Origin of the sequence: Shewanella sp. H8, assembly GCF_040285065.1 — a bacterium.
GTDB classification, from domain to species: Bacteria; Pseudomonadota; Gammaproteobacteria; order Enterobacterales; family Shewanellaceae; genus Shewanella; species Shewanella polaris.
This window is the reverse complement of sequence record NZ_CP157213.1, coordinates 883,895-902,779: the sequence shown is the minus strand read 5'-3', so window position 1 is coordinate 902,779 and position 18,885 is coordinate 883,895. Positions and strand designations below refer to the sequence as shown.

The 18,885-nt window shown below is 41.9% G+C and carries 17 protein-coding genes and 7 tRNA genes; 9 read left to right on the top strand and 15 right to left on the bottom strand.

Annotation, left to right across the window (positions count from 1 at the left end; genetic code table 11):
• Window positions 1–4: 4 nt before the first annotated feature.
• From ABIS04_RS03905 to hemA, 4 genes are all read right to left on the bottom strand, one after another.
• Complete coding sequence (locus ABIS04_RS03905) at window positions 5–400, bottom strand: SirB2 family protein (protein WP_137222665.1); 396 nt, start codon at window positions 398–400, stop codon at window positions 5–7.
• Between the two features lie 137 nt (window positions 401–537).
• Window positions 538–1,395, bottom strand: a complete 858-nt coding sequence (gene prmC, locus ABIS04_RS03900; protein WP_137222667.1) for a peptide chain release factor N(5)-glutamine methyltransferase — start codon at window positions 1,393–1,395, stop codon at window positions 538–540.
• A 9-nt stretch (window positions 1,396–1,404) separates the two neighbouring features.
• Window positions 1,405–2,493, bottom strand: a complete 1,089-nt coding sequence (prfA, locus tag ABIS04_RS03895) for a peptide chain release factor 1 (protein WP_137222669.1) — start codon at window positions 2,491–2,493, stop codon at window positions 1,405–1,407.
• Window positions 2,494–2,507: 14 nt separating this feature from the next.
• Window positions 2,508–3,758 carry a glutamyl-tRNA reductase gene (gene hemA / locus ABIS04_RS03890; RefSeq protein WP_137222671.1) on the bottom strand — a complete coding sequence of 417 codons (1,251 nt, stop codon included), beginning with the start codon at window positions 3,756–3,758 and terminating at the stop codon, window positions 2,508–2,510.
• Between the two features lie 238 nt (window positions 3,759–3,996).
• On the opposite strand from hemA, the gene lolB reads away from it, so the two are divergent.
• The 3 genes from lolB (at window position 3,997) to ABIS04_RS03875 (ending at window position 6,583) form a co-directional block, all read left to right on the top strand.
• Complete coding sequence (gene lolB / locus ABIS04_RS03885; protein WP_137222673.1) at window positions 3,997–4,608, top strand: lipoprotein insertase outer membrane protein LolB; 612 nt, start codon at window positions 3,997–3,999, stop codon at window positions 4,606–4,608.
• 46 nt (window positions 4,609–4,654) lie between these two features.
• Window positions 4,655–5,545 carry a 4-(cytidine 5'-diphospho)-2-C-methyl-D-erythritol kinase gene (gene ispE / locus ABIS04_RS03880; protein ID WP_140233433.1) on the top strand — a complete coding sequence of 297 codons (891 nt, stop codon included), beginning with the start codon at window positions 4,655–4,657 and terminating at the stop codon, window positions 5,543–5,545.
• Window positions 5,546–5,635: 90 nt separating this feature from the next.
• Window positions 5,636–6,583: a ribose-phosphate pyrophosphokinase gene (locus ABIS04_RS03875; RefSeq protein ID WP_137222677.1), complete on the top strand. Its 948-nt coding sequence runs from the start codon at window positions 5,636–5,638 to the stop codon at window positions 6,581–6,583.
• 245 nt (window positions 6,584–6,828) lie between these two features.
• Here the strand turns inward: ABIS04_RS03875 and ABIS04_RS03870 are convergent, their stop codons facing one another.
• The 11 genes from ABIS04_RS03870 to ABIS04_RS03820 all read right to left on the bottom strand — a co-directional run bounded on the left by ABIS04_RS03870 (window position 6,829) and on the right by ABIS04_RS03820 (window position 12,271).
• On the bottom strand, window positions 6,829–7,863 hold the full coding sequence (locus tag ABIS04_RS03870; RefSeq protein ID WP_350432676.1) for a patatin family protein: 1,035 nt from the start codon (window positions 7,861–7,863) through the stop codon (window positions 6,829–6,831).
• A 234-nt stretch (window positions 7,864–8,097) separates the two neighbouring features.
• Window positions 8,098–8,172: transfer RNA gene (locus ABIS04_RS03865), tRNA-Gln, on the bottom strand.
• Between the two features lie 53 nt (window positions 8,173–8,225).
• Window positions 8,226–8,310, bottom strand: a tRNA-Leu gene (locus tag ABIS04_RS03860).
• Window positions 8,311–8,404: 94 nt separating this feature from the next.
• Window positions 8,405–8,481, bottom strand: a tRNA-Met gene (locus tag ABIS04_RS03855).
• Between the two features lie 5 nt (window positions 8,482–8,486).
• Window positions 8,487–8,561: transfer RNA gene (locus tag ABIS04_RS03850), tRNA-Gln, on the bottom strand.
• Between the two features lie 23 nt (window positions 8,562–8,584).
• Window positions 8,585–8,659, bottom strand: a tRNA-Gln gene (locus tag ABIS04_RS03845).
• Between the two features lie 45 nt (window positions 8,660–8,704).
• Window positions 8,705–8,789: transfer RNA gene (locus tag ABIS04_RS03840), tRNA-Leu, on the bottom strand.
• A gap of 45 nt (window positions 8,790–8,834) precedes the next feature.
• Window positions 8,835–8,911, bottom strand: a tRNA-Met gene (locus ABIS04_RS03835).
• A 212-nt stretch (window positions 8,912–9,123) separates the two neighbouring features.
• Complete coding sequence (ychF, locus tag ABIS04_RS03830) at window positions 9,124–10,215, bottom strand: redox-regulated ATPase YchF (RefSeq protein WP_137222681.1); 1,092 nt, start codon at window positions 10,213–10,215, stop codon at window positions 9,124–9,126.
• A gap of 78 nt (window positions 10,216–10,293) precedes the next feature.
• Window positions 10,294–10,881 carry an aminoacyl-tRNA hydrolase gene (gene pth, locus ABIS04_RS03825; RefSeq protein WP_137222683.1) on the bottom strand — a complete coding sequence of 196 codons (588 nt, stop codon included), beginning with the start codon at window positions 10,879–10,881 and terminating at the stop codon, window positions 10,294–10,296.
• A gap of 169 nt (window positions 10,882–11,050) precedes the next feature.
• Window positions 11,051–12,271, bottom strand: a complete 1,221-nt coding sequence (locus tag ABIS04_RS03820; protein WP_350432675.1) for an FAD-dependent monooxygenase — start codon at window positions 12,269–12,271, stop codon at window positions 11,051–11,053.
• Between the two features lie 471 nt (window positions 12,272–12,742).
• On the opposite strand from ABIS04_RS03820, the gene miaB reads away from it, so the two are divergent.
• The 6 genes from miaB (at window position 12,743) to ABIS04_RS03790 (ending at window position 18,884) form a co-directional block, all read left to right on the top strand.
• Entirely contained in the window at window positions 12,743–14,167 is a 1,425-nt protein-coding gene (miaB, locus tag ABIS04_RS03815) for a tRNA (N6-isopentenyl adenosine(37)-C2)-methylthiotransferase MiaB (RefSeq protein ID WP_137222687.1), read from the top strand.
• Between the two features lie 170 nt (window positions 14,168–14,337).
• The gene (locus ABIS04_RS03810; RefSeq protein ID WP_140233429.1) at window positions 14,338–15,396 is read left to right on the top strand and encodes a PhoH family protein; all 1,059 of its coding nucleotides are present in this window, start codon (window positions 14,338–14,340) and stop codon (window positions 15,394–15,396) included.
• Window positions 15,396–15,869, top strand: coding sequence for an rRNA maturation RNase YbeY (gene ybeY, locus ABIS04_RS03805; RefSeq protein WP_350432674.1), 474 nt, complete (start codon window positions 15,396–15,398; stop codon window positions 15,867–15,869). The genes ABIS04_RS03810 and ybeY overlap by 1 nt, the downstream gene beginning before the upstream one ends.
• A gap of 45 nt (window positions 15,870–15,914) precedes the next feature.
• Window positions 15,915–16,793, top strand: a complete 879-nt coding sequence (gene corC, locus ABIS04_RS03800; protein WP_137222693.1) for a CNNM family magnesium/cobalt transport protein CorC — start codon at window positions 15,915–15,917, stop codon at window positions 16,791–16,793.
• Window positions 16,794–16,796: 3 nt separating this feature from the next.
• The gene (gene lnt, locus ABIS04_RS03795) at window positions 16,797–18,359 is read left to right on the top strand and encodes an apolipoprotein N-acyltransferase (RefSeq protein ID WP_350432673.1); all 1,563 of its coding nucleotides are present in this window, start codon (window positions 16,797–16,799) and stop codon (window positions 18,357–18,359) included.
• Window positions 18,360–18,371: 12 nt separating this feature from the next.
• Window positions 18,372–18,884 (top strand): type II secretion system protein, encoded by a 513-nt coding sequence (locus ABIS04_RS03790; protein ID WP_140233426.1) that lies wholly within the window; start codon window positions 18,372–18,374, stop codon window positions 18,882–18,884.
• Window position 18,885 lies beyond the last annotated feature (1 nt).

The window sequence follows — 18,885 nt, the reverse complement described above, 5'->3', positions numbered from 1 at the left end:
CCAATTAACCCATCAATACGACTTGTTTAAAATAAGCCAGTTTGGCCGCTAACACTACCCAACCAATTGCGCCGATAAAAGCAAAAAACTTAAATAATTTATTACGGTTAGATTTAAGCGCCATAATGCCTAAAGCAATATATGCCACCACACAGATGATTTTTTCGGTCAACCATGGGTCCACAAAAGGAAACTGCTGGATCATAAAACAAAGGGTAAATCCTGACAGTAATAAAAAAGTATCCACAACATGCGGCGCCACTTTAAGAAACTTTTTTTCCATAACCGGAGACTGACGCAAATGCAAAACAAAACGGGTGATAAAAAATATCACACTCAATAAAACTAACGTCATATGAGTATGTTTTACCGCAGGATATAAACTGTAAAATGTTTCCATTAATTAAGTCTCATTTAAAAAAGGTAAAATAAAAGGCGGCTAGTTTACTCTATCAACCAGCCGTATACCAATATCGTGATTATTGCTAATTAGTTACTATTTATTTAGAAGGGTTAATGTGTCTGGTGATTGCAGGATTATTCATTTATCCATTCACCCAAGGTACAGCGATCGTTACTACCAAAATCGCGTACCGTAGCGACATTTTGATAGCCGAGCTCAATGAGTTTTTCACGTACTTTTATGGCTTGTTCGTAACCATGTTCAAGCAGTAAATAGCCACCAGGAAGTAAACGCTCTCGCGCTTGTTCGGCAATATAATACAGATCAGCATAACCTTCATTGCTTGCGGTCAATGCACTTTGCGGTTCAAAGCGCACATCGCCTAAGTGAAGATGCTCATCGGCTTCATCAATGTAAGGAGGATTAGACACAATTAAGTCAAAGTCGCGATGCTCAACAGCTGAAAACCAATCGGACTGAATAATTTCAACTTGGGTTAAGTGTAAATTTTCACGATTAGCTTTGGCGAGTTCAACAGCGCCAATAACATTATCAATAGCAGTGATACGCCATTTAGGTCGCTCCGATGCTAAAGCCAATGCAATGGCCCCAGTTCCTGTGCCTAAATCCAATACTCTTGCATTGTGACGCACAGATAAGTTCAGTGCCGTCTCAACTAAAATCTCGGTATCAGGTCTTGGAATAAGGGTTGATTCATTAACAATAAAAGGTAATGACCAAAACTCGCGTTCACCCAAAATATGTGCAACCGGAGTACCATTCTGACGTTTAGCAATCATCTGGCTATAGGCCTTAAATTGCTCACTAGTAAGTTGTCGCTCAGGCCAAGTATATAAAAAACTGCGATTTTTATTCAGGCAATGTAATAGCAATGCCTCTGCATCTATATGTGCTGAGTCAGAGGTTGCCGCTAATTGTGAATAAGCCCATTGAAGGGCTTCAGCAATTGTTGAATACGAAGATTGAGGCAAGAGCACTCCTTAATCGTCAGCTAACGCTGCAAGCATATCTGCTTGATGTTCTTGCATGATAGGATCAAGTAAGGCATCTAAGTCGCCTTCCATGACTTCATTCAAGCGATAAAGCGTTAAGTTAATGCGATGATCACTTACTCGCCCTTGTGGGTAATTATACGTTCTAATGCGTTCTGAACGATCACCACTGGCCACTAAGCTACGACGCGTTGTTTCTTCAGCACTACGTCTTTTTTCATCTTCAACAGCTTGAATACGCGCAGCCAATACACTCATAGCTTGGGCACGATTTTTATGCTGTGAACGTTGATCTTGGCACTCAACAATAATACCCGATGGGATATGCGTAATACGAATAGCAGAATCGGTTTTGTTAACATGCTGACCACCAGCACCTGACGCGCGGAAAGTATCCACTTTTAAATCTGCAGCATTAATTGAAATCGCTTCAGCTTCAGGTACTTCATGCAATACCACTACGGTACAAGCAGAAGTATGCACACGGCCTTGAGATTCGGTTTCGGGCACGCGTTGTACGCGATGTCCGCCAGACTCAAACTTTAACTTACCGTAGGCACCGTCACCACTGACTTTAACAATAATTTCTTTAAAGCCGCCATGCTCGCCTTCGTTAACGTTCATGACTTCCATTTGCCAGCGGTTGGCTTCACAGTAACGTGAATACATACGGTATAAATCGCCAGCAAAAATAGCCGCTTCATCACCACCAGCACCGGCACGAATTTCAAGAAACGCGTTGGTGTCATCATTAGGATCAGTGGGTAAGAGTAAAACTTGTAATTCATCTTCAAGTTTTTCTAATACTTGCTTTGATTGTTTATACTCATCTTGCGCCATTTCGCGCATTTCAGCATCGTCTTCTTCTTCAAGCATCTCTTTGGCGTAATCAAAATCTTTTTGAGCTTGTTGAAACGCCTTAAAACTACTTACAACATCTTCAAGTTGAGAATATTCTTTTGATAATCCACGAAAACGGTCTTGATCCGCAATCACGGTCGCATCACTCAGTAATGCTAATACTTCTTCATTTCGCTCGAGCAAGCCTTCAAGCTTGCGGATAACGGATTCTTTCATTTAGCTCGCTAACCTTAGTTTTTATCTAAACCAAGCGCAGATCTTAATTGGCCTAACGTATTCAAATCGCCTTGACGGCTTGCTGAAGTAAGCGCTTGTGTCGGTGAGTGTATCAAACGATTGGTTAACCTATTAGCTAACTCAAGTATCACTTGCTCACTATTACTGCCATGAGACAATTTGCTCAAGGCACGCTCAACTAATTCATCTTTAATCGCCAAGCTCTGGCTACGATATTCGCGAATACTGTCGACTGACTCTAAAGAACGAATCCACTCCATAAATAGGTGAGATTGCTCTTCAGTAATTATTTCTGCTTGCTCGGCGGCTTCTTTACGTGAAGCCATGTTCTGTTCAATTATGCTATGCAGATCGTCTACAGTATAAAGGAATGCGTCGTCTAACTCACCGACTTCTGCTTCAATATCTCTAGGAACGGCAATATCCACCAATAACATAGGTTGATGACGGCGCTGTTTTAGCGCTTTTTCGACCATACCTTTACCCAAAATAGGTAACGGGCTGGCGGTAGAGGATATCACGATATCGGCTTTAGCGAGAAAGTCTGGTATTTGCTCCAAGGTTATCGCTGTCGCATTAAACTCTGCACACATGGCTTGAGCACGTTCGATAGTGCGATTGGCCACCACCATAGAAGCAACGCCATTGTCTTTAAGATGCTTGGCGACTAACTCAATGGTTTCTCCGGCACCAATAAGTAGCACCTTAGTTGTACTTAATGATGAGAAAATGTGTTTCGCCATACTAACAGCGGCAAAGGCGACAGAAACGGCGGCGGCACCGATTTCAGTTTCTGTGCGGACTTTTTTAGCCACTGAGAAGGTATTTTGAAATAAGCGATCAATCGTTAATGCGATAGTACCCGCTTCTTTAGCTTTGACAAAGGCTTGTTTGACTTGCCCTAAAATTTGCGGCTCACCCAATACCAGTGAATCTAAACCCGATGCGACTCGCATTAAATGCTGGACGGCAACTTGTTCTTCATAAGCATAAATACACGGCATTAAATCGCTGCGTTCTAGGTCATGATAATCCTGCAACCATTCAATAATGTCTTCTTTTTCGGCATTATTGCAATATAGCTCAGTACGGTTACAGGTAGACACAATAACGGCCTCACCCGTTCGGGTGCGACTAGCCAAGCTTTTCATGGCGTCATGAATGCGGTCTGGAGAGAAAGCGACTTTTTCACGCAAATCTACCGTGGCGGTTTTATGGTTTATCCCGATTATTACTAGGCTCATTTGATAATATCAAGTTCTTTTCGGTGACGTTAATTAGGCTATTCTACTGAATTGAACCAACGAAAAACACAATTGGCTTAACAAAACCGAATAAATGTTTAAATATTTATGGATTGTTCAGATAAGTATTATATAAACCATAACATTAATGTCGCATTAATTTTGGCAAAAGCATTTTTACATAACGCCTTAACCCCAGTATCATAAGAACATCTTAAGCAACTGCTAGGCAAATCCATTGCGCTTATCTACATCTTTATTTTATATCACCTTTATTTCCGTGGCGCTTTTATTAGCAGGTTGTAGTGTAACCCCATCTGAAGATTTTACGCCTATCAATGTCACGAATGCGAATCAAGCTAAAGCATGGGAGCTTCAAGGTAAAATTGCTGTTAAGACATCTCAGGACAAATTCAGCACTAATTTGTATTGGTTACATCAACCAGCGGCCAATGATTTACGCTTAACAACCGTATTAGGCACAACGGTATTAACTCTTAAGACAGATCAAGGCATGGCAACACTTGATGTTGACGGCAAAACATATCGAGACAGTAACGCTCAGGATTTACTGACAGGCATCAGTGGATGGTCAATCCCCTTAGAAAGCCTGCCATTATGGATCACGGGCCAAGTCGGCAGTAATGATAACATCATCAGCTATAATCCTGACGGCACCATTAAACAATTAATTAGCCATGACCCCGAAGCAAATTGGTTGGTCAGCTTTCTCAGTTGGCAACAACAAAACGGTGCTATTGTGCCTAAATTATTGAAAATTGAACGCGAAGATGTGCAAATAAAAATTCAAACTAATCAATGGACAGCCGTCGCAGCCAAAACAAAATAGCGTAAAATATTAAGTGCTGGCGAATCAATAAGGTAGTTAAACGAACATGACCTCAACTAACTCACATAACTTCTATAACTCAGCTAACTCAGATATATCCAAACATTGGCCTGCGCCAGCAAAACTGAATTTATTTTTACATGTTACGGGTCAGCGCGCCGATGGTTATCATGAATTACAAACACTATTTCAATTTATTGATCATTGTGATTACCTTGATTTTCAAATCACCGACTCGCCAGAGCTCATTCTCCACTCTACCATTTCAGATTCTGTTGCTGACAGCGATAACTTAATTCTTAAAGCCGCAAAGTCACTCAAAAAACACACCCAATATAATGGTGGTGCGCATATTTGGTTAGACAAATTATTGCCTATGGGTGGCGGTTTAGGTGGTGGTTCGTCTGATGCAGCAACCACATTAGTGGCACTAAATGCACTATGGAAAACTAACGTTTCGCCACAAAAACTAGCCGAAATAGGCCTTGTTCTTGGTGCTGATGTCCCTGTTTTTATTAATGGTTTTTCAGCTTTTGCAGAAGGCGTTGGCGAGCGATTGATTAGCGTCGAACCTGCCGAGCTATGGTACTTAGTTGTTGTTCCAGATGTGCATGTGTCAACACAAGACATATTTCAAGATCCAAGCTTACCTCGCGACACCCCAAAACTTGAAATTGTCAGCTTAATGGGACAGCAGTGGACAAATGATTGTCAGAAATTGGTCACAACTAGGCACCCTCAAGTTGCCAATGCCTTAAGCTGGCTGGTAGAATATGCGCCGTCGAGAATGACCGGAACAGGTGCATGCGTGTTCGGGGAATTTACACATTCGCAACAAGCCCTTGATGCTTTAGCCGAACTACCAGCTGATATGCAAGGTTTTGTCGCAAAAGGGATGAACAAGTCGCCATTACAAATACGACTTGAGCAACTCTAACAACATAATTTCTTCTGGGTCAGTTTTGAGTGACAACACATAAAATTGATCTAGCCTTTAATCGTAAAGCAAACACCTGAGGTTCATAAAGTGCCCGACATCAAGCTCTTTGCTGGTAACGCTACCCCAAATCTAGCCGCTAAGATTGCCGACCGTTTATTTTGCAAACTTGGCGATGCAGTTGTAGGCCGTTTCAGCGACGGTGAAATCAGTGTTCAAATAAACGAGAATGTACGTGGTGCGGATGTATTTATCATCCAATCTACTTGCGCACCAACTAACGATAATCTCATGGAGCTTATTGTAATGGTTGACGCGTTACGCCGTGCATCAGCGGGTCGTATTACTGCCGTTATTCCGTACTTTGGTTATGCTCGTCAAGACCGCCGTGTACGTAGTGCACGTGTACCTATTACAGCGAAAGTAGTTGCAGATTTCTTGTCTAGCGTGGGTGTTGACCGCGTATTGACTTGTGACCTACACGCTGAGCAAATTCAAGGTTTCTTTGATGTTCCTGTTGATAACGTATTCGGTAGCCCAGTGTTACTTGAAGACATGCTCGCCAGAAAATTAGATAACCCTGTTGTTGTGTCTCCTGATATTGGCGGTGTAGTTCGCGCTCGCGCAGTAGCCAAGCTATTAGATGATACCGATCTTGCTATTATCGATAAGCGTCGTCCAATGGCAAACGTTGCTCAGGTGATGCATATCATCGGTGATGTTCAAGGCCGCGATTGTATTATTGTCGATGACATGATCGACACTGGTGGCACCTTATGTAAAGCAGCTGAAGCATTAAAAGAACATGGCGCTAATCGCGTGTTTGCTTATGCTACTCACCCGGTATTTTCAGGTAATGCTGCTGAAAATATTGCTAACTCTGTCATTGATGAAGTTATCGTAACTGACACAGTACCCTTGAGCGCTGAAATGCTGAAAGTGACTAAGGTTACCCAACTGACTATGTCAGCAGTATTAGCAGAAGCAATCCGTCGTGTAAGTAACGAAGAGTCAATCTCTGCGATGTTCCGTCACTAATTATTATTCAGTGAATGAAATAACAAAGCGCACTCATATGAGTGCGTTTTTTGTTTGCTATGCCAAAACTTAGCAATGGCGTGGCTTTGACGACAAACTCATTACCAGTCCATCAGCAACCTAATCATATTGCACAGTTCAAGCGGTACCTTCTAGGGATATTGATAATGGTATGTAAATATTAAGGATAGTAGTTTTAATCCGTAGCAAGTCTCATATCGCCCCTTAAAACCAATAAAACTCTATTAAGCGCTCAATGCGTGGCTAACAGCAAATGATGGCTGCTTATCTATCTTATGTAATGTATCAGTTGCATAAAATGCTTGCTGGGTCTGCAAAAAAGTATTTCCAGCAGCAATACCCGTACGATAGTCATGACGTAAATCCACATCAGAACTGCCTAATAGTTTGCTTTCAAGATTGTTACCAGCAAAAATTTGAATGATTTCGACATCTTCAGGAGGATTAGCCAAAAAAGCGAGCTCTTGCTCATAAGCTTGTTCATGCTGGACTAAGTAATCGATAGTTTTTGGGCAGTATCCTGACACACAAATCCATGATGTTAACTTATGTACCCAAGCTGATTGCGCCTGAAAGTCCGCATTAACAGTGCGAATAACCACAATTTTTTTAGCGCCACGACGATACGCTTCACGCACAGGTAATGGTGCGGCTAAACCACCGTCTAGGTAGAAATCTTCCAAAGGGGAATCGTTACTGTCATGGGCTTGATTAGCAGCATCAGTTGTTAACCAGGGTGTAAGTTTAACACCTTGTTTATATAAGAAAGGTAATGCACTTGATGCTTTGAGTAATTCGTTCCATTGATGACTATCACCATTTGGACGTAAAAAGTAACCTTGACGATCGCGAGAGTTAGTTGCGGTTATCAGTAACTCACGTTCACCTAATGATTTCATGGCAGTAGTAAAGTCTAAAGTAAAATAACCTTGAGTCGTTTTATCAAAATACCAATCTAAATCGACGACATCCCCCCCGATTAAGCCTCGGCCTAACTGGTAAAAACGCTTATGACGTGACAGCCCGCGAATTAGCCGTTTGGCATAGCCTTTTTGACGAGACAAAAAACTAGTCAAATTTTGAGAACCAGCAGACGTGCCTATAAATAAATCAAAGGGATCAAAATTATTCTCTAACCACGCATCTAGCACACCAGCAGTGAATATTCCCCGCTGACCACCACCCTCTGCAATAAGCGCCATTTTAGGGCTAGATGCTTCATTAGGATTTCTTGGTGATGTCGATGCTGAAGTTTTCATGGTGAGCCTTTGTCACTATATTTACTGAATAAGGTAAGTTTAAACAACAGCCAGTAAAATAGATAACGGATAGAATCAATCATGTTAATAGAGAAATACTATTGATAATCAGCTTGCACAACAATAATGGGGATAACAGTAAAGTTTGTTCTTGTTTTGAACTAACCCTCATAGCAAAAGACTTCAAAAAATACACAGCAAAAAGCCCGTCTTAATAGACGGGCTTTTTAAATATGGCTGGGGTACCAGGATTCGAACCTGGGGATGCTGAGATCAAAACCCAGTGCCTTACCGCTTGGCGATACCCCAATTGTAACTATTTATTGTAAAGCAGATAAACCATTCACATGGTTAAAATTTGATGGTACGGAAAGAGAGACTTGAACTCTCACACCTCGCGGCACCAGAACCTAAATCTGGCGTGTCTACCAATTCCACCATTCCCGCATCAAATTTTAACTTACAGTATACTCTTTTTATTTCAGAGTAAACTTTGGCTTTATTAGCTAGTGTAAGCAACTCTCACTCTACCTAATAAATATGGTAGCAATAGCGGGACTTGAACCTGCGACCCCAGCATTATGAGTGCTGTGCTCTAACCAGCTGAGCTATATTGCCAAAGATGGCTGGGATACAAGGATTCGAACCTTGGAATGCTGAGATCAAAACCCAGTGCCTTACCGCTTGGCGATATCCCAATAATCTTGTCTAACGTTTAAAATGGCTGGGATACAAGGATTCGAACCTTGGAATGCTGAGATCAAAACCCAGTGCCTTACCGCTTGGCGATATCCCAATAAAGCTTTTTGAAACATTCGCCGAAGCAAACATCTCGAATAAATGGTACGGAAGGAGAGACTTGAACTCTCACACCTTGCGGCACCAGAACCTAAATCTGGCGTGTCTACCAATTCCACCACTCCCGCACAACACTCTAGTTTTACATCTTGAGCAGATGGGTAAGAAATAGATGGTAGCAATAGCGGGACTTGAACCTGCGACCCCAGCATTATGAGTGCTGTGCTCTAACCAGCTGAGCTATATTGCCACTATTTCTTGCTATCCCTCTTGCGAGGAACGGGGCGTATTATGCTTATTCAGGTTATCGAGGTCAACTGGTTTTTTTCGCTATTTTCATCAATTCGGCTTGTTCGGCTATAACTTCACCAAACTGAATGCCTAATCGACAAAATAAACACCATTAACTTACGAAAAATCCCCTTACGCCCCATTTTAATTTCTAAATAACGTAAATAGCACTTATACGTTAAATAAGAAATGCATTACATCGCCATCTTTAACGACATAAGTTTTACCTTCAACACGTAATTTACCAGCATCTTTGGCGCCAGCTTCACCTTTGTAGGTAATAAAATCTTGATACGCCATTACCTGTGCACGAATAAAACCACGCTCGAAGTCGGTATGGATAACACCCGCAGCTTGCGGAGCAGATGCACCGACAGGAACCGTCCATGCACGCACTTCTTTTACACCCGCAGTAAAGTAAGTTTGCAGATTCAATAGTTCGTAACCGGCACGAATAACCCGATCTAAACCTGATTCTTCTATACCAAGATCGGTCATAAACTCTGCACGGTCATCGGCTTCCATTTCTGCTAATTCAGATTCAATAGCAGCACACACAGGCACAACTATGGCATTTTCTGTTGCTGCAATAGCACGAACAACATCTAAATGAGGGTTGTTTTCAAAGCCATCGTCAGCAACGTTAGCAATGTACATCGTAGGTTTAATCGTTAAGAAATTAAGGTAAGCAACGGCTGCCAACTCTTCTTTAGTTAATTCCAACGAACGTAACATTTGGCCTTCATTTAACAGTGGACGCATTTTTTCAAGTACAGCGACTTCAAATTTCGCATCACCGTCACCACCTTTAGCACGCTTGGCTTGACGAAAAATAGCACGCTCACATGCATCTAAATCGGCTAGCGCTAATTCGGTATTGATCACTTCAATATCGCCAGCAGGATCGATTTTGTTCGCCACGTGAACAATATTCGGATCTTCAAAACAACGTACAACGTGACCAATTGCATCGGTTTCACGAATGTTAGCTAAAAACTTATTACCTAAACCTTCACCTTTAGAAGCGCCAGCCACTAAACCAGCAATGTCCACAAACTCCATTGTAGTCGGTAATATGCGTTGTGGTTTTACAATTTCCGCTAACGCGTCAAGGCGTGCATCTGGTACAGGTACTACCCCAGTATTTGGCTCAATAGTACAAAACGGAAAGTTTGCCGCTTCAATACCCGCTTGTGTTAACGCATTAAACAACGTTGACTTACCTACGTTTGGAAGACCAACAATGCCGCATTTAAAACCCATATGCTTACCTTTATATATGTAGAATTATCCCATCGGATAATGATGTCGAAAAGGGTGTTAAAACAAAATTCGCATGGCTTATTCTGCTTTGAACGAATGTAATCTGTGCATAGCTTTCGCCATGTCTTGGTTAAATAATATCTCGGTGGAACGAACCGCTTCATCAATCGCAGCACTTATTCGTTCTTGTTCTACTGCTGGTGCTCTACCCAGTACATAGCCACTGACTTTATTTTTATCACCAGGATGACCAATACCAATGCGCAAGCGATAAAAGTTTTTGTCATTACCTAAACAGGCAATAATGTCTTTTAAACCGTTATGACCACCATGACCGCCACCTAATTTAAATTTGGCGACACCGGGCTCCATGTCGAGCTCATCATGGGCGACCAAGATTTCTTCGGGCAGTATCCGGAAAAAGTTGGCTAACGCTGCAACCGACTTTCCGCTTAAGTTCATGTACGTTGTTGGGATCAACAAACGCACATCTCTTCCGTGCAAAGTAGCACGAGCAGTAACCCCAAAATATTTGCTGTCTGGTGTTAATTGAACATTGCAAATACGCGCTAATTCTTGCACGTACCATGCACCAGCATTATGGCGAGTTTGTGCGTATTCAGCACCTGGGTTTGCCAACCCGACAATCAGTTTAATGTTACTCATCACGACCTAGTCAGTTTATTAGCACAAGTTATTATCTGCGTAAGTTATTCGCAATAAGTGCAGCTAAACGCCTTTCATGGGGTACATCAAAATACACATGATGCAAAACGCGGCATTTTAGCACTCAAATGGCTTGTCAACAAACCACAAGTTAACCCGCTTATTAGGTTTAACTAAGTCCAAGTGCATACTTCAAGACTTTTCGCTTAATTGGAGAATCAATATTGGCGAGTTTTAACGCACCATTTCGCAGTAATTTTAATGGCAAAATATTATTACTAAAGCCCGCATAAAATACATCCATTGCGGTCATCATTAATTGATTATCAAGGTAACGTGATTGTTGATAGCGTTTTAATACTGGCGTTTGCCACCATGTTTCACCGCAGCCAAGGGCATTAGCCACTTGAGCCACCAGCAAATCAACATCTTTAAAACCAATATTAACCCCCTGCCCAGCTAATGGATTAATGGTATGGGCTGCGTCACCAATGATCACCACATTATTTTGGTAATAGCCTTGTGCATGTCGACGCGTTAACGGGAAGCTCCCGCGACTTTCTACAGTAAAACGAGGATCTAACCGTGACGGGAAATGTAGTCGTATTTGTTCAGCAAGTTGAAGATTATTGAGTTGTGATAATTGTTTAATACGATTGGCATCGTCATACCATACTAATGAAGCGTGATGACCAGGCAAAGGTAACAAACTACGGGGACCGGCTGGCGTAAACTGCTGCCAAGTGACCGTTTGTTGTGGTGTTTCAGTATTGATATTAATTAACATCGCCGATTGGGCATAATCCCAGCCTGTCACACCAATCCCAGCCCATTGACGCACTTGCGAATTAGCACCATCGGCACCAATGAGCAACTTAGTCGTCAGTGTATCGCCATTATCAAGCTTTATACTCACTTGCTGACGGTCTGCTAAACGTTCAAATTGGGCCACACGATGGGGACACAATAAGGTGATATTGTCCATTTGTTCAATTTGCTGCCATAGATTCAATTGAATCAACCGATTTTCAAAAAAATAGCCTAAGTGTGCCTGACCGACTTGCTCGGCACTAAATGCAGTGACACAACCGTCGAGTTCCCACGTTTCTAAACCGTTATAAGGTGCGTGACGCATCGCAAGCAAACTATCCATCACACCTAAACGAGTTAACAGCTGCTCAGATGCCACACTAATAGCCGACACCCTTACATCTAGCGGTTGCTCAGGTTCATAAGATTGTGGTTGGCGTGATTCGATCACCGCAACGCTTAGCCCTAACTGGCCTAACCCAATTGCTGCTGCAGCGCCAACCATTCCGCCGCCGACAACGACAACATCATAATCAATGGTATTGGAGTAATGAGTTGCAGTAAGAGAAGCATCTTGCATGGTGTTTACATCCATAATAGTGAGATGACGTGATGTTTAATATGACCGTCGATGAAACGAGGTAAAGCCTGCCTAAAAACAGTATAACCCCATGGTGCTATAACGTCTTTATCTACATTATTGCAATGAATAACCAACGCGACAAGCGTTAGTATTATTGAAATGATGACAGCCACATATCGTAATGGATTTAATTATGCCCTATAACAACATGCCACGGAAATGTTGCAATCCAATAATGTTGGCTTAAGCCATCAATGTTCAGCGCCAGAATCATAATATGGCTGTAAAATTCATTTTTTCAGTCCCTCAATCACACTAATTTTACTCAAACAATAAGCCATTACAGTTTATAAGGGTACTCACCAGTTTATATTCAAATGAGCGAAACGTGCACTAATGCTAGCCAGAGCGTCCGACAACAGGTAAAATGTCGCGCTATTTTTACTGTGGATTTACTGGCGAGCACTGATGAGTAAAAAACTTCATATTAAGACCTGGGGCTGTCAAATGAATGAGTATGACTCATCAAAGATGGCTGATTTATTAGACGACTATCAAGGATATACCTTGACCGAAGATGCGAGCGAAGCAGACGTACTGCTGCTTAATACTTGCTCTATTCGTGAAAAAGCACAGGAGAAAGTTTTCCATCAGCTAGGGCGTTGGAAATCTTTAAAAGATAAAAATCCTAATTTAATTATTGGTGTCGGCGGCTGCGTTGCCTCACAAGAAGGTAAAGCGATTAAAGATCGCGCTCAATGCGTTGATATTATCTTTGGCCCACAAACACTGCATCGCTTACCTGAGATGATTGAACAAATTCAACGCGGCGAAAAAGCTGTAATTGATATCAGCTTCCCAGAAATTGAAAAATTCGATCGCCTTCCTGAGCCTCGCGCTGATGGCCCAACGGCATTTGTGTCTATTATGGAAGGTTGCAGTAAATACTGTTCTTTCTGCGTAGTGCCTTACACTCGCGGCGAAGAAGTCAGCCGTCCATTAGATGACGTCATTCTTGAAGTAGCTCAATTGGCTGCTCAAGGTGTGCGTGAAGTGAATTTATTAGGTCAAAACGTTAACGCATACCGTGGCGCAACGCACGACGATGAAATTTGTACCTTTGCAGAATTGCTACGCTTAATTGCATCAATCGACGGTATCGATCGTTTACGCTTTACTACCAGCCACCCAATTGAGTTTACTCAAGACATTATCGATGTGTACGAAGACACGCCTGAATTGGTGAGTTTCCTGCATTTACCGGTGCAATCGGGTTCTGATCGTATTTTAACCCAAATGAAACGCGGTCACATGGCGATTGAATACAAGTCGATTATTCGTCGTCTGCGTAAAGCTCGTCCTGATATTCAAATCAGCTCAGACTTTATTATTGGTTTTCCAGGTGAATCTAAAGAAGATTTCGCTGATACCATGAAACTGATTGAAGATGTCGCGTTTGATCACAGCTTTAGTTTTATCTATAGCGCTCGCCCAGGTACACCTGCGGCAGACTTGCCTGACAATGTCAGCGATGAGGAAAAGAAACAGCGTTTAGCTATTTTACAAGAACGTATTACTCAACAAGCAATGCGTTATAGCCGTCAAATGTTGGGCACTGTTCAACGCATTTTAGTTGAAGGTCCTTCGGTAAAGAATCCAATGGAACTTCGCGGTCGTACTGAAAACAGTCGTGTGGTTAACTTTGAAGCTGCCCACACCCATATCGGCAGTTTCGTTGATGTGAAAATTGTTGATGTTTATACCAACTCATTACGCGGTGAATTTGTTCGAGGTGAAGATGAAATGGATTTACGTCGCAGCTTACATCCGTCAGATATTATGGCTAAACACAAGCAAGATGATGCTTTAGGTGTAACCCACTTTAAGCCGTAATTGATGTTTGTAGTTTAAAAATAATTAAAGGCGGCTTGTCCGCCTTTAATTTTGCTTAAAATTAGTCATATCATGGTAATTCTATCCGGAGACTCGTAAACTGTTATCATGAAGAAATAGCATTATATCGCTATTGTTTTGTTGTCCAATACCAAAACCTGGAGCCTTATTTGAGTACTAAAGTTACCACCATGAATTTGTATCTAGAACCTTCAGATACTCGTCGCCTCGCCTCCTTATGTGGCCCATTTGATGACAACATCAAACAACTTGAACGCCGCTTAGGTGTTGAGATTATCCATAAAAATAATCATTTCACTATTGTCGGTTTGCCACGTAACGCACTCAATGCCAATAACTTGTTACGTCAGTTATACATTGAAACTCAAACCGTAAAAGGCAGTACGCCAGACTTAGAACCCGAAATGGTTCATTTAGCCATTCAAGAAGCGATTAACCTTGAAGCGCAACAAGATAATGACGACAGCGACATTCATATAAAAACCAAGCGTGGCGTCATTAAACCTCGTACACCCAATCAAAGTGTGTACATGCATAATATTACTCGTCATGACATTAGCTTTGGTATTGGCCCTGCTGGTACGGGTAAAACGTACCTTGCTGTTGCGGCGGCGGTTGATGCCTATGAACGTCAAGAAGTACGTCGTATTCTATTAACTCGTCCAGCAGTTGAGGCGGGTGAAAAACTCGGGTTCTTACCCGGCGATTTAAGCCAAAAAGTAGACCCTTACCTACGCCCACTCTATGATGCATTGTTTGAAATGATGGGTTTTGAGAAAGTTGAAAAACTGATTGAACGCGGTGTAATTGAAGTCGCCCCACTCGCTTATATGCGCGGTCGAACACTCAATGATGCTTTTATTATTTTAGATGAAGCCCAAAATACCACCGTTGAACAAATGAAAATGTTTTTAACCCGTATTGGCTTTAATTCGCGAGCAGTGATCACGGGTGACATTACCCAGATCGATTTACCTCGTAGCCAAAAGTCTGGTTTGCGTCACGCCATAGAAGTATTGAGTGAGGTGCCAGAAATCAGTTTTAATTTCTTTATTGCACAAGACGTGGTTCGTCATCCTGTTGTGGCTAGAATTGTTGAAGCTTATGAAGCGTTTGAGCAACAAGAGCAAATTGAAAAAGCCATCAAAGAAAAAGCATATCAAGAGCGTGAGCAAAAACGTCAACAACAAAAAGAGGGCCTAGTTTAATGAGTCAACGAGGGATAAAACTAGATCTTGACCTGCAAATTGCAGTTGATGATAAGCTCAACTTACCTTCTAAAACTGAATTTGAAACTTGGGTACGTACTGCTATTGGTCAGACAATGCCTGAAGTTGAGTTAACCATTCGTCTTGTTGATATTACAGAAAGCCAGCAGCTTAACAGTACTTATCGCGGTAAAGACAAACCCACCAATGTATTGTCTTTCCCGTTTGAAGCGCCACCAGAAGTTGAACTACCATTATTGGGCGATTTAGTTATTTGCGTTGAGGTTGTCGAACAAGAAGCCATTGAGCAAAATAAACCCCTAAATGCGCATTGGGCGCACATGGTCATACACGGCTGCTTGCATTTGCTAGGTTATGACCATATTATCGACCAAGAAGCCGATGAGATGGAGTCATTAGAGACCCAACTTGTTGAAGGCTTAGGCTTTACCGACCCCTATAAGGAAGCATAAATAAACTATTTATATCAAATAGATATACTTGTTTAAGTAAATATTATGAGTGACGATATCCCCCCGAGTACAAACGCCCACAAGAAGAGCTGGTTCGATAAGATTAACCAATTATTTCAGGGCGAACCTCAAAATCGCGAAGATTTAGTCGACGTAATCGCAGGTGCAGAAATGCGCGACCTCATTACAGAAGACACTCGCGAAATGATTAAAGGTGTATTAGAGGTTTCGGACCTTCGAGTGCGCGACATCATGATCCCAAGAGCGCAAATTGTTACCATTCAAATAGACTCGACTGTTGATGAATTTTTAGAAATCGTCATGGATTCAGGTCACTCTCGCTTCCCTGTTGTTAATGAAGATAAAGATCATATTGAAGGCATTTTACTGGCCAAAGATTTGATTAAATTCGGTTTTAAACAGTCAGATGAACCATTAACGCTTGCCCAAGTCATTCGACCTGCTGTTGTTGTACCAGAAAGCAAACGCGTCGATGTGCTACTTAAAGAATTTCGCTCGCAACGTTATCATATGGCGATTGTTGTCGATGAATATGGCGGCGTATCAGGCTTAGTGACCATCGAAGATATTCTCGAAGAAATTGTCGGTGAGATTGAAGATGAATTTGACCATAATTCTGTTGAAGACACTGAAATAAAAAAACTCAGTAACACTGTATTTATGGTGAAAGCACTCACTGAAATCGACGATTTCAATGAAGCTTGTGGTACCAACTTTAGTGATGAAGAATTCGATACTGTGGGTGGCATGGTGTCGCATGCATTTGGTCATCTACCTGAACGGAATGAAATTATTGTCATTAACAATATCGAGTTCAAAGTCATTAATGCAGATAACCGCCGATTAGTACAACTTCGTGTTAAACTTCCCGACCCTAATACCAGTGAAGAATTCGACGACTAAATCGTGCTAAAAACTCAATCTATATACTCACCTTTGAGTATTGCTCGTCTGGTGACAGCATTTATTGCTGGCGCCAGTACCGCATTATCATTTGCGCCTTATGAAATTTGGGCGATATTTCCTTTAGCATTGGGCTTTGCTTTATGGCAAAGCCAAGCATTAACCGCCAAACAAAATTTGTATTACTGGTTCAGTTTTGGCTTTGGTTGTTTTGCTATCGGCATTAGTTGGGTTCATGTCAGTATTGACACCTTTGGTGGTATGCCCATTGCGGTATCAATAAGCCTAATGGCACTGCTGGCACTCTATCTGGCTATTTACCCTGCTATTTGTGGGTATTTAGTCAGTAAACTATCACGTACATCTAAACACACCTTAAATCCTTACTTAACCTATCTGGGGATATTCCCTGCATTATGGGTACTCACCGAATGGTTACGAGGCTGGGTGCTAACTGGTTTCCCTTGGATTTGGGCAGGCTATAGCCAAACATTGGGCCCACTTAGTGAGTTAGCCAGCTTTATTGGCGCCTTGGGTTTGAGCTTCGTGGTGGCATTAGTTGCAGGCTCATTAATGCTGTTAACCCAAAAACGCCTATTACCTGTATTAATTATATTGCCCGTCTTAACACTAAGTGCTTGGATTGCACCACAACTCAATCCAATTACTGCCTCAGGTAAATCGGTCAAGGTTGCATTAGTACAAGGTAATATTGCCCAAAGCATGAAATGGGAACCCGATGCACTGTGGCCAACCATGCTCAAGTACATGGATCTAACCCGCGAACAATTCGATGAAGCCTCTAGCGTCGATATTGTTATTTGGCCTGAAGCCGCGATCCCAGCACCGGAAGCCATGGTTGAAGACTTCCTAATGAATGCTAATCAAGTTGCCAATATCAACAATATGGCGATTATCAGCGGTATTATTAGCCACCAGCAAAATGATTTTTATAATTCACTCATCGTGTTAGGTAATTACCAACAGAAGCACCAGACGAGTGCTGATTATGTTGGTGATGGCAGTAATCAATTTAAAAAGCATCATTTATTGCCCATTGGTGAGTTTGTCCCGTTAGGCGATTTACTTCGCCCTATTGCACCATTTTTTAATTTGCCAATGTCATCATTCCAACAGGGTGACTACACACAGCCTAATTTAACTGCCTTGGGTTACCATATTGCCCCCGCTATTTGTTACGAGATAGCCTTTCCTGAACAAGTCAGGGCAAGTGTCACAAACGAAACAGATTTACTTCTCACAGTTTCTAACGACGCTTGGTTTGGTGCCTCAAATGGGCCATTGCAGCATATGGAAATAGCCCAAATGCGTGCGATTGAAATGGGAAAACCATTACTCAGAGGAACCAATAACGGCATCACAGCAGTAGTTGACCCTCATGGGCGCATAACTGATGCGATCCCTCAATTTGAAACAGGAGTGCTTGTAACCAATATTCCGCTTTACCAAGGACAAACTTGGTTTAGGAAATTTGGCCAATCCCCCTTACTGATACTCTGTGGTTTACTCACACTTTTAGGCGTTAGAAACTACTTTCGTCGCTAAAGGAATTGTAATATGACGCAATCAACTCTACTTACTAGGCATTCACTTTCGCAAGGATTTACGTTAATTGAGTTGGTTGTGGTGATCATCATTTTAGCTATTCTAGCAGTTGTTGCTGCACCTAAGTTTATAGGCCTCAGTACTGAAGCAAGAGAAAGCACGCTATCTGGCGTGATGGCCAGTGTAAAAACAGCCAATAACCTAGTGTATGCCCGTTCACAAATGACCAGTTTTCAAGTGCAGCCTGTAACTAACCGAGACGATTTAATCGATGTTGATCTCGACAATGATGGTGTCTATGAAACGCGGTTAAAATGGGGCTATTTAGATAACACTGACATCGAAGAATGGATAAATCTTGATGATGTTTTTACCATTCAGTATCAAGGGATTGCGTTTACGTACATTGGCTATGATAAAGACGGTAATGGCCAAGTGGCTAACGATAATTGCTATTTTTTATACACTCAAGCCGCAAACGCTACTACCCCCCCCAAATATCAAACAGTGTTGAGTGGCTGTTAAT

Coding starts and splice junctions, on each gene's coding strand:
- ABIS04_RS03905 (WP_137222665.1), bottom strand. CDS start 400: ATGGAAACATTTTACAGTTTATATCCTGCGGTAAAACATACTCATATG.
- prfA (WP_137222669.1), bottom strand. CDS start 2,493: ATGAAAGAATCCGTTATCCGCAAGCTTGAAGGCTTGCTCGAGCGAAAT.
- hemA (WP_137222671.1), bottom strand. CDS start 3,758: ATGAGCCTAGTAATAATCGGGATAAACCATAAAACCGCCACGGTAGAT.
- ispE (WP_140233433.1), top strand. CDS start 4,655: ATGACCTCAACTAACTCACATAACTTCTATAACTCAGCTAACTCAGAT.
- ABIS04_RS03870 (WP_350432676.1), bottom strand. CDS start 7,863: ATGAAAACTTCAGCATCGACATCACCAAGAAATCCTAATGAAGCATCT.
- ychF (WP_137222681.1), bottom strand. CDS start 10,215: ATGGGTTTTAAATGCGGCATTGTTGGTCTTCCAAACGTAGGTAAGTCA.
- pth (WP_137222683.1), bottom strand. CDS start 10,881: ATGAGTAACATTAAACTGATTGTCGGGTTGGCAAACCCAGGTGCTGAA.
- ABIS04_RS03820 (WP_350432675.1), bottom strand. CDS start 12,271: ATGCAAGATGCTTCTCTTACTGCAACTCATTACTCCAATACCATTGAT.
- miaB (WP_137222687.1), top strand. CDS start 12,743: ATGAGTAAAAAACTTCATATTAAGACCTGGGGCTGTCAAATGAATGAG.
- ybeY (WP_350432674.1), top strand. CDS start 15,396: ATGAGTCAACGAGGGATAAAACTAGATCTTGACCTGCAAATTGCAGTT.
- corC (WP_137222693.1), top strand. CDS start 15,915: ATGAGTGACGATATCCCCCCGAGTACAAACGCCCACAAGAAGAGCTGG.
- ABIS04_RS03790 (WP_140233426.1), top strand. CDS start 18,372: ATGACGCAATCAACTCTACTTACTAGGCATTCACTTTCGCAAGGATTT.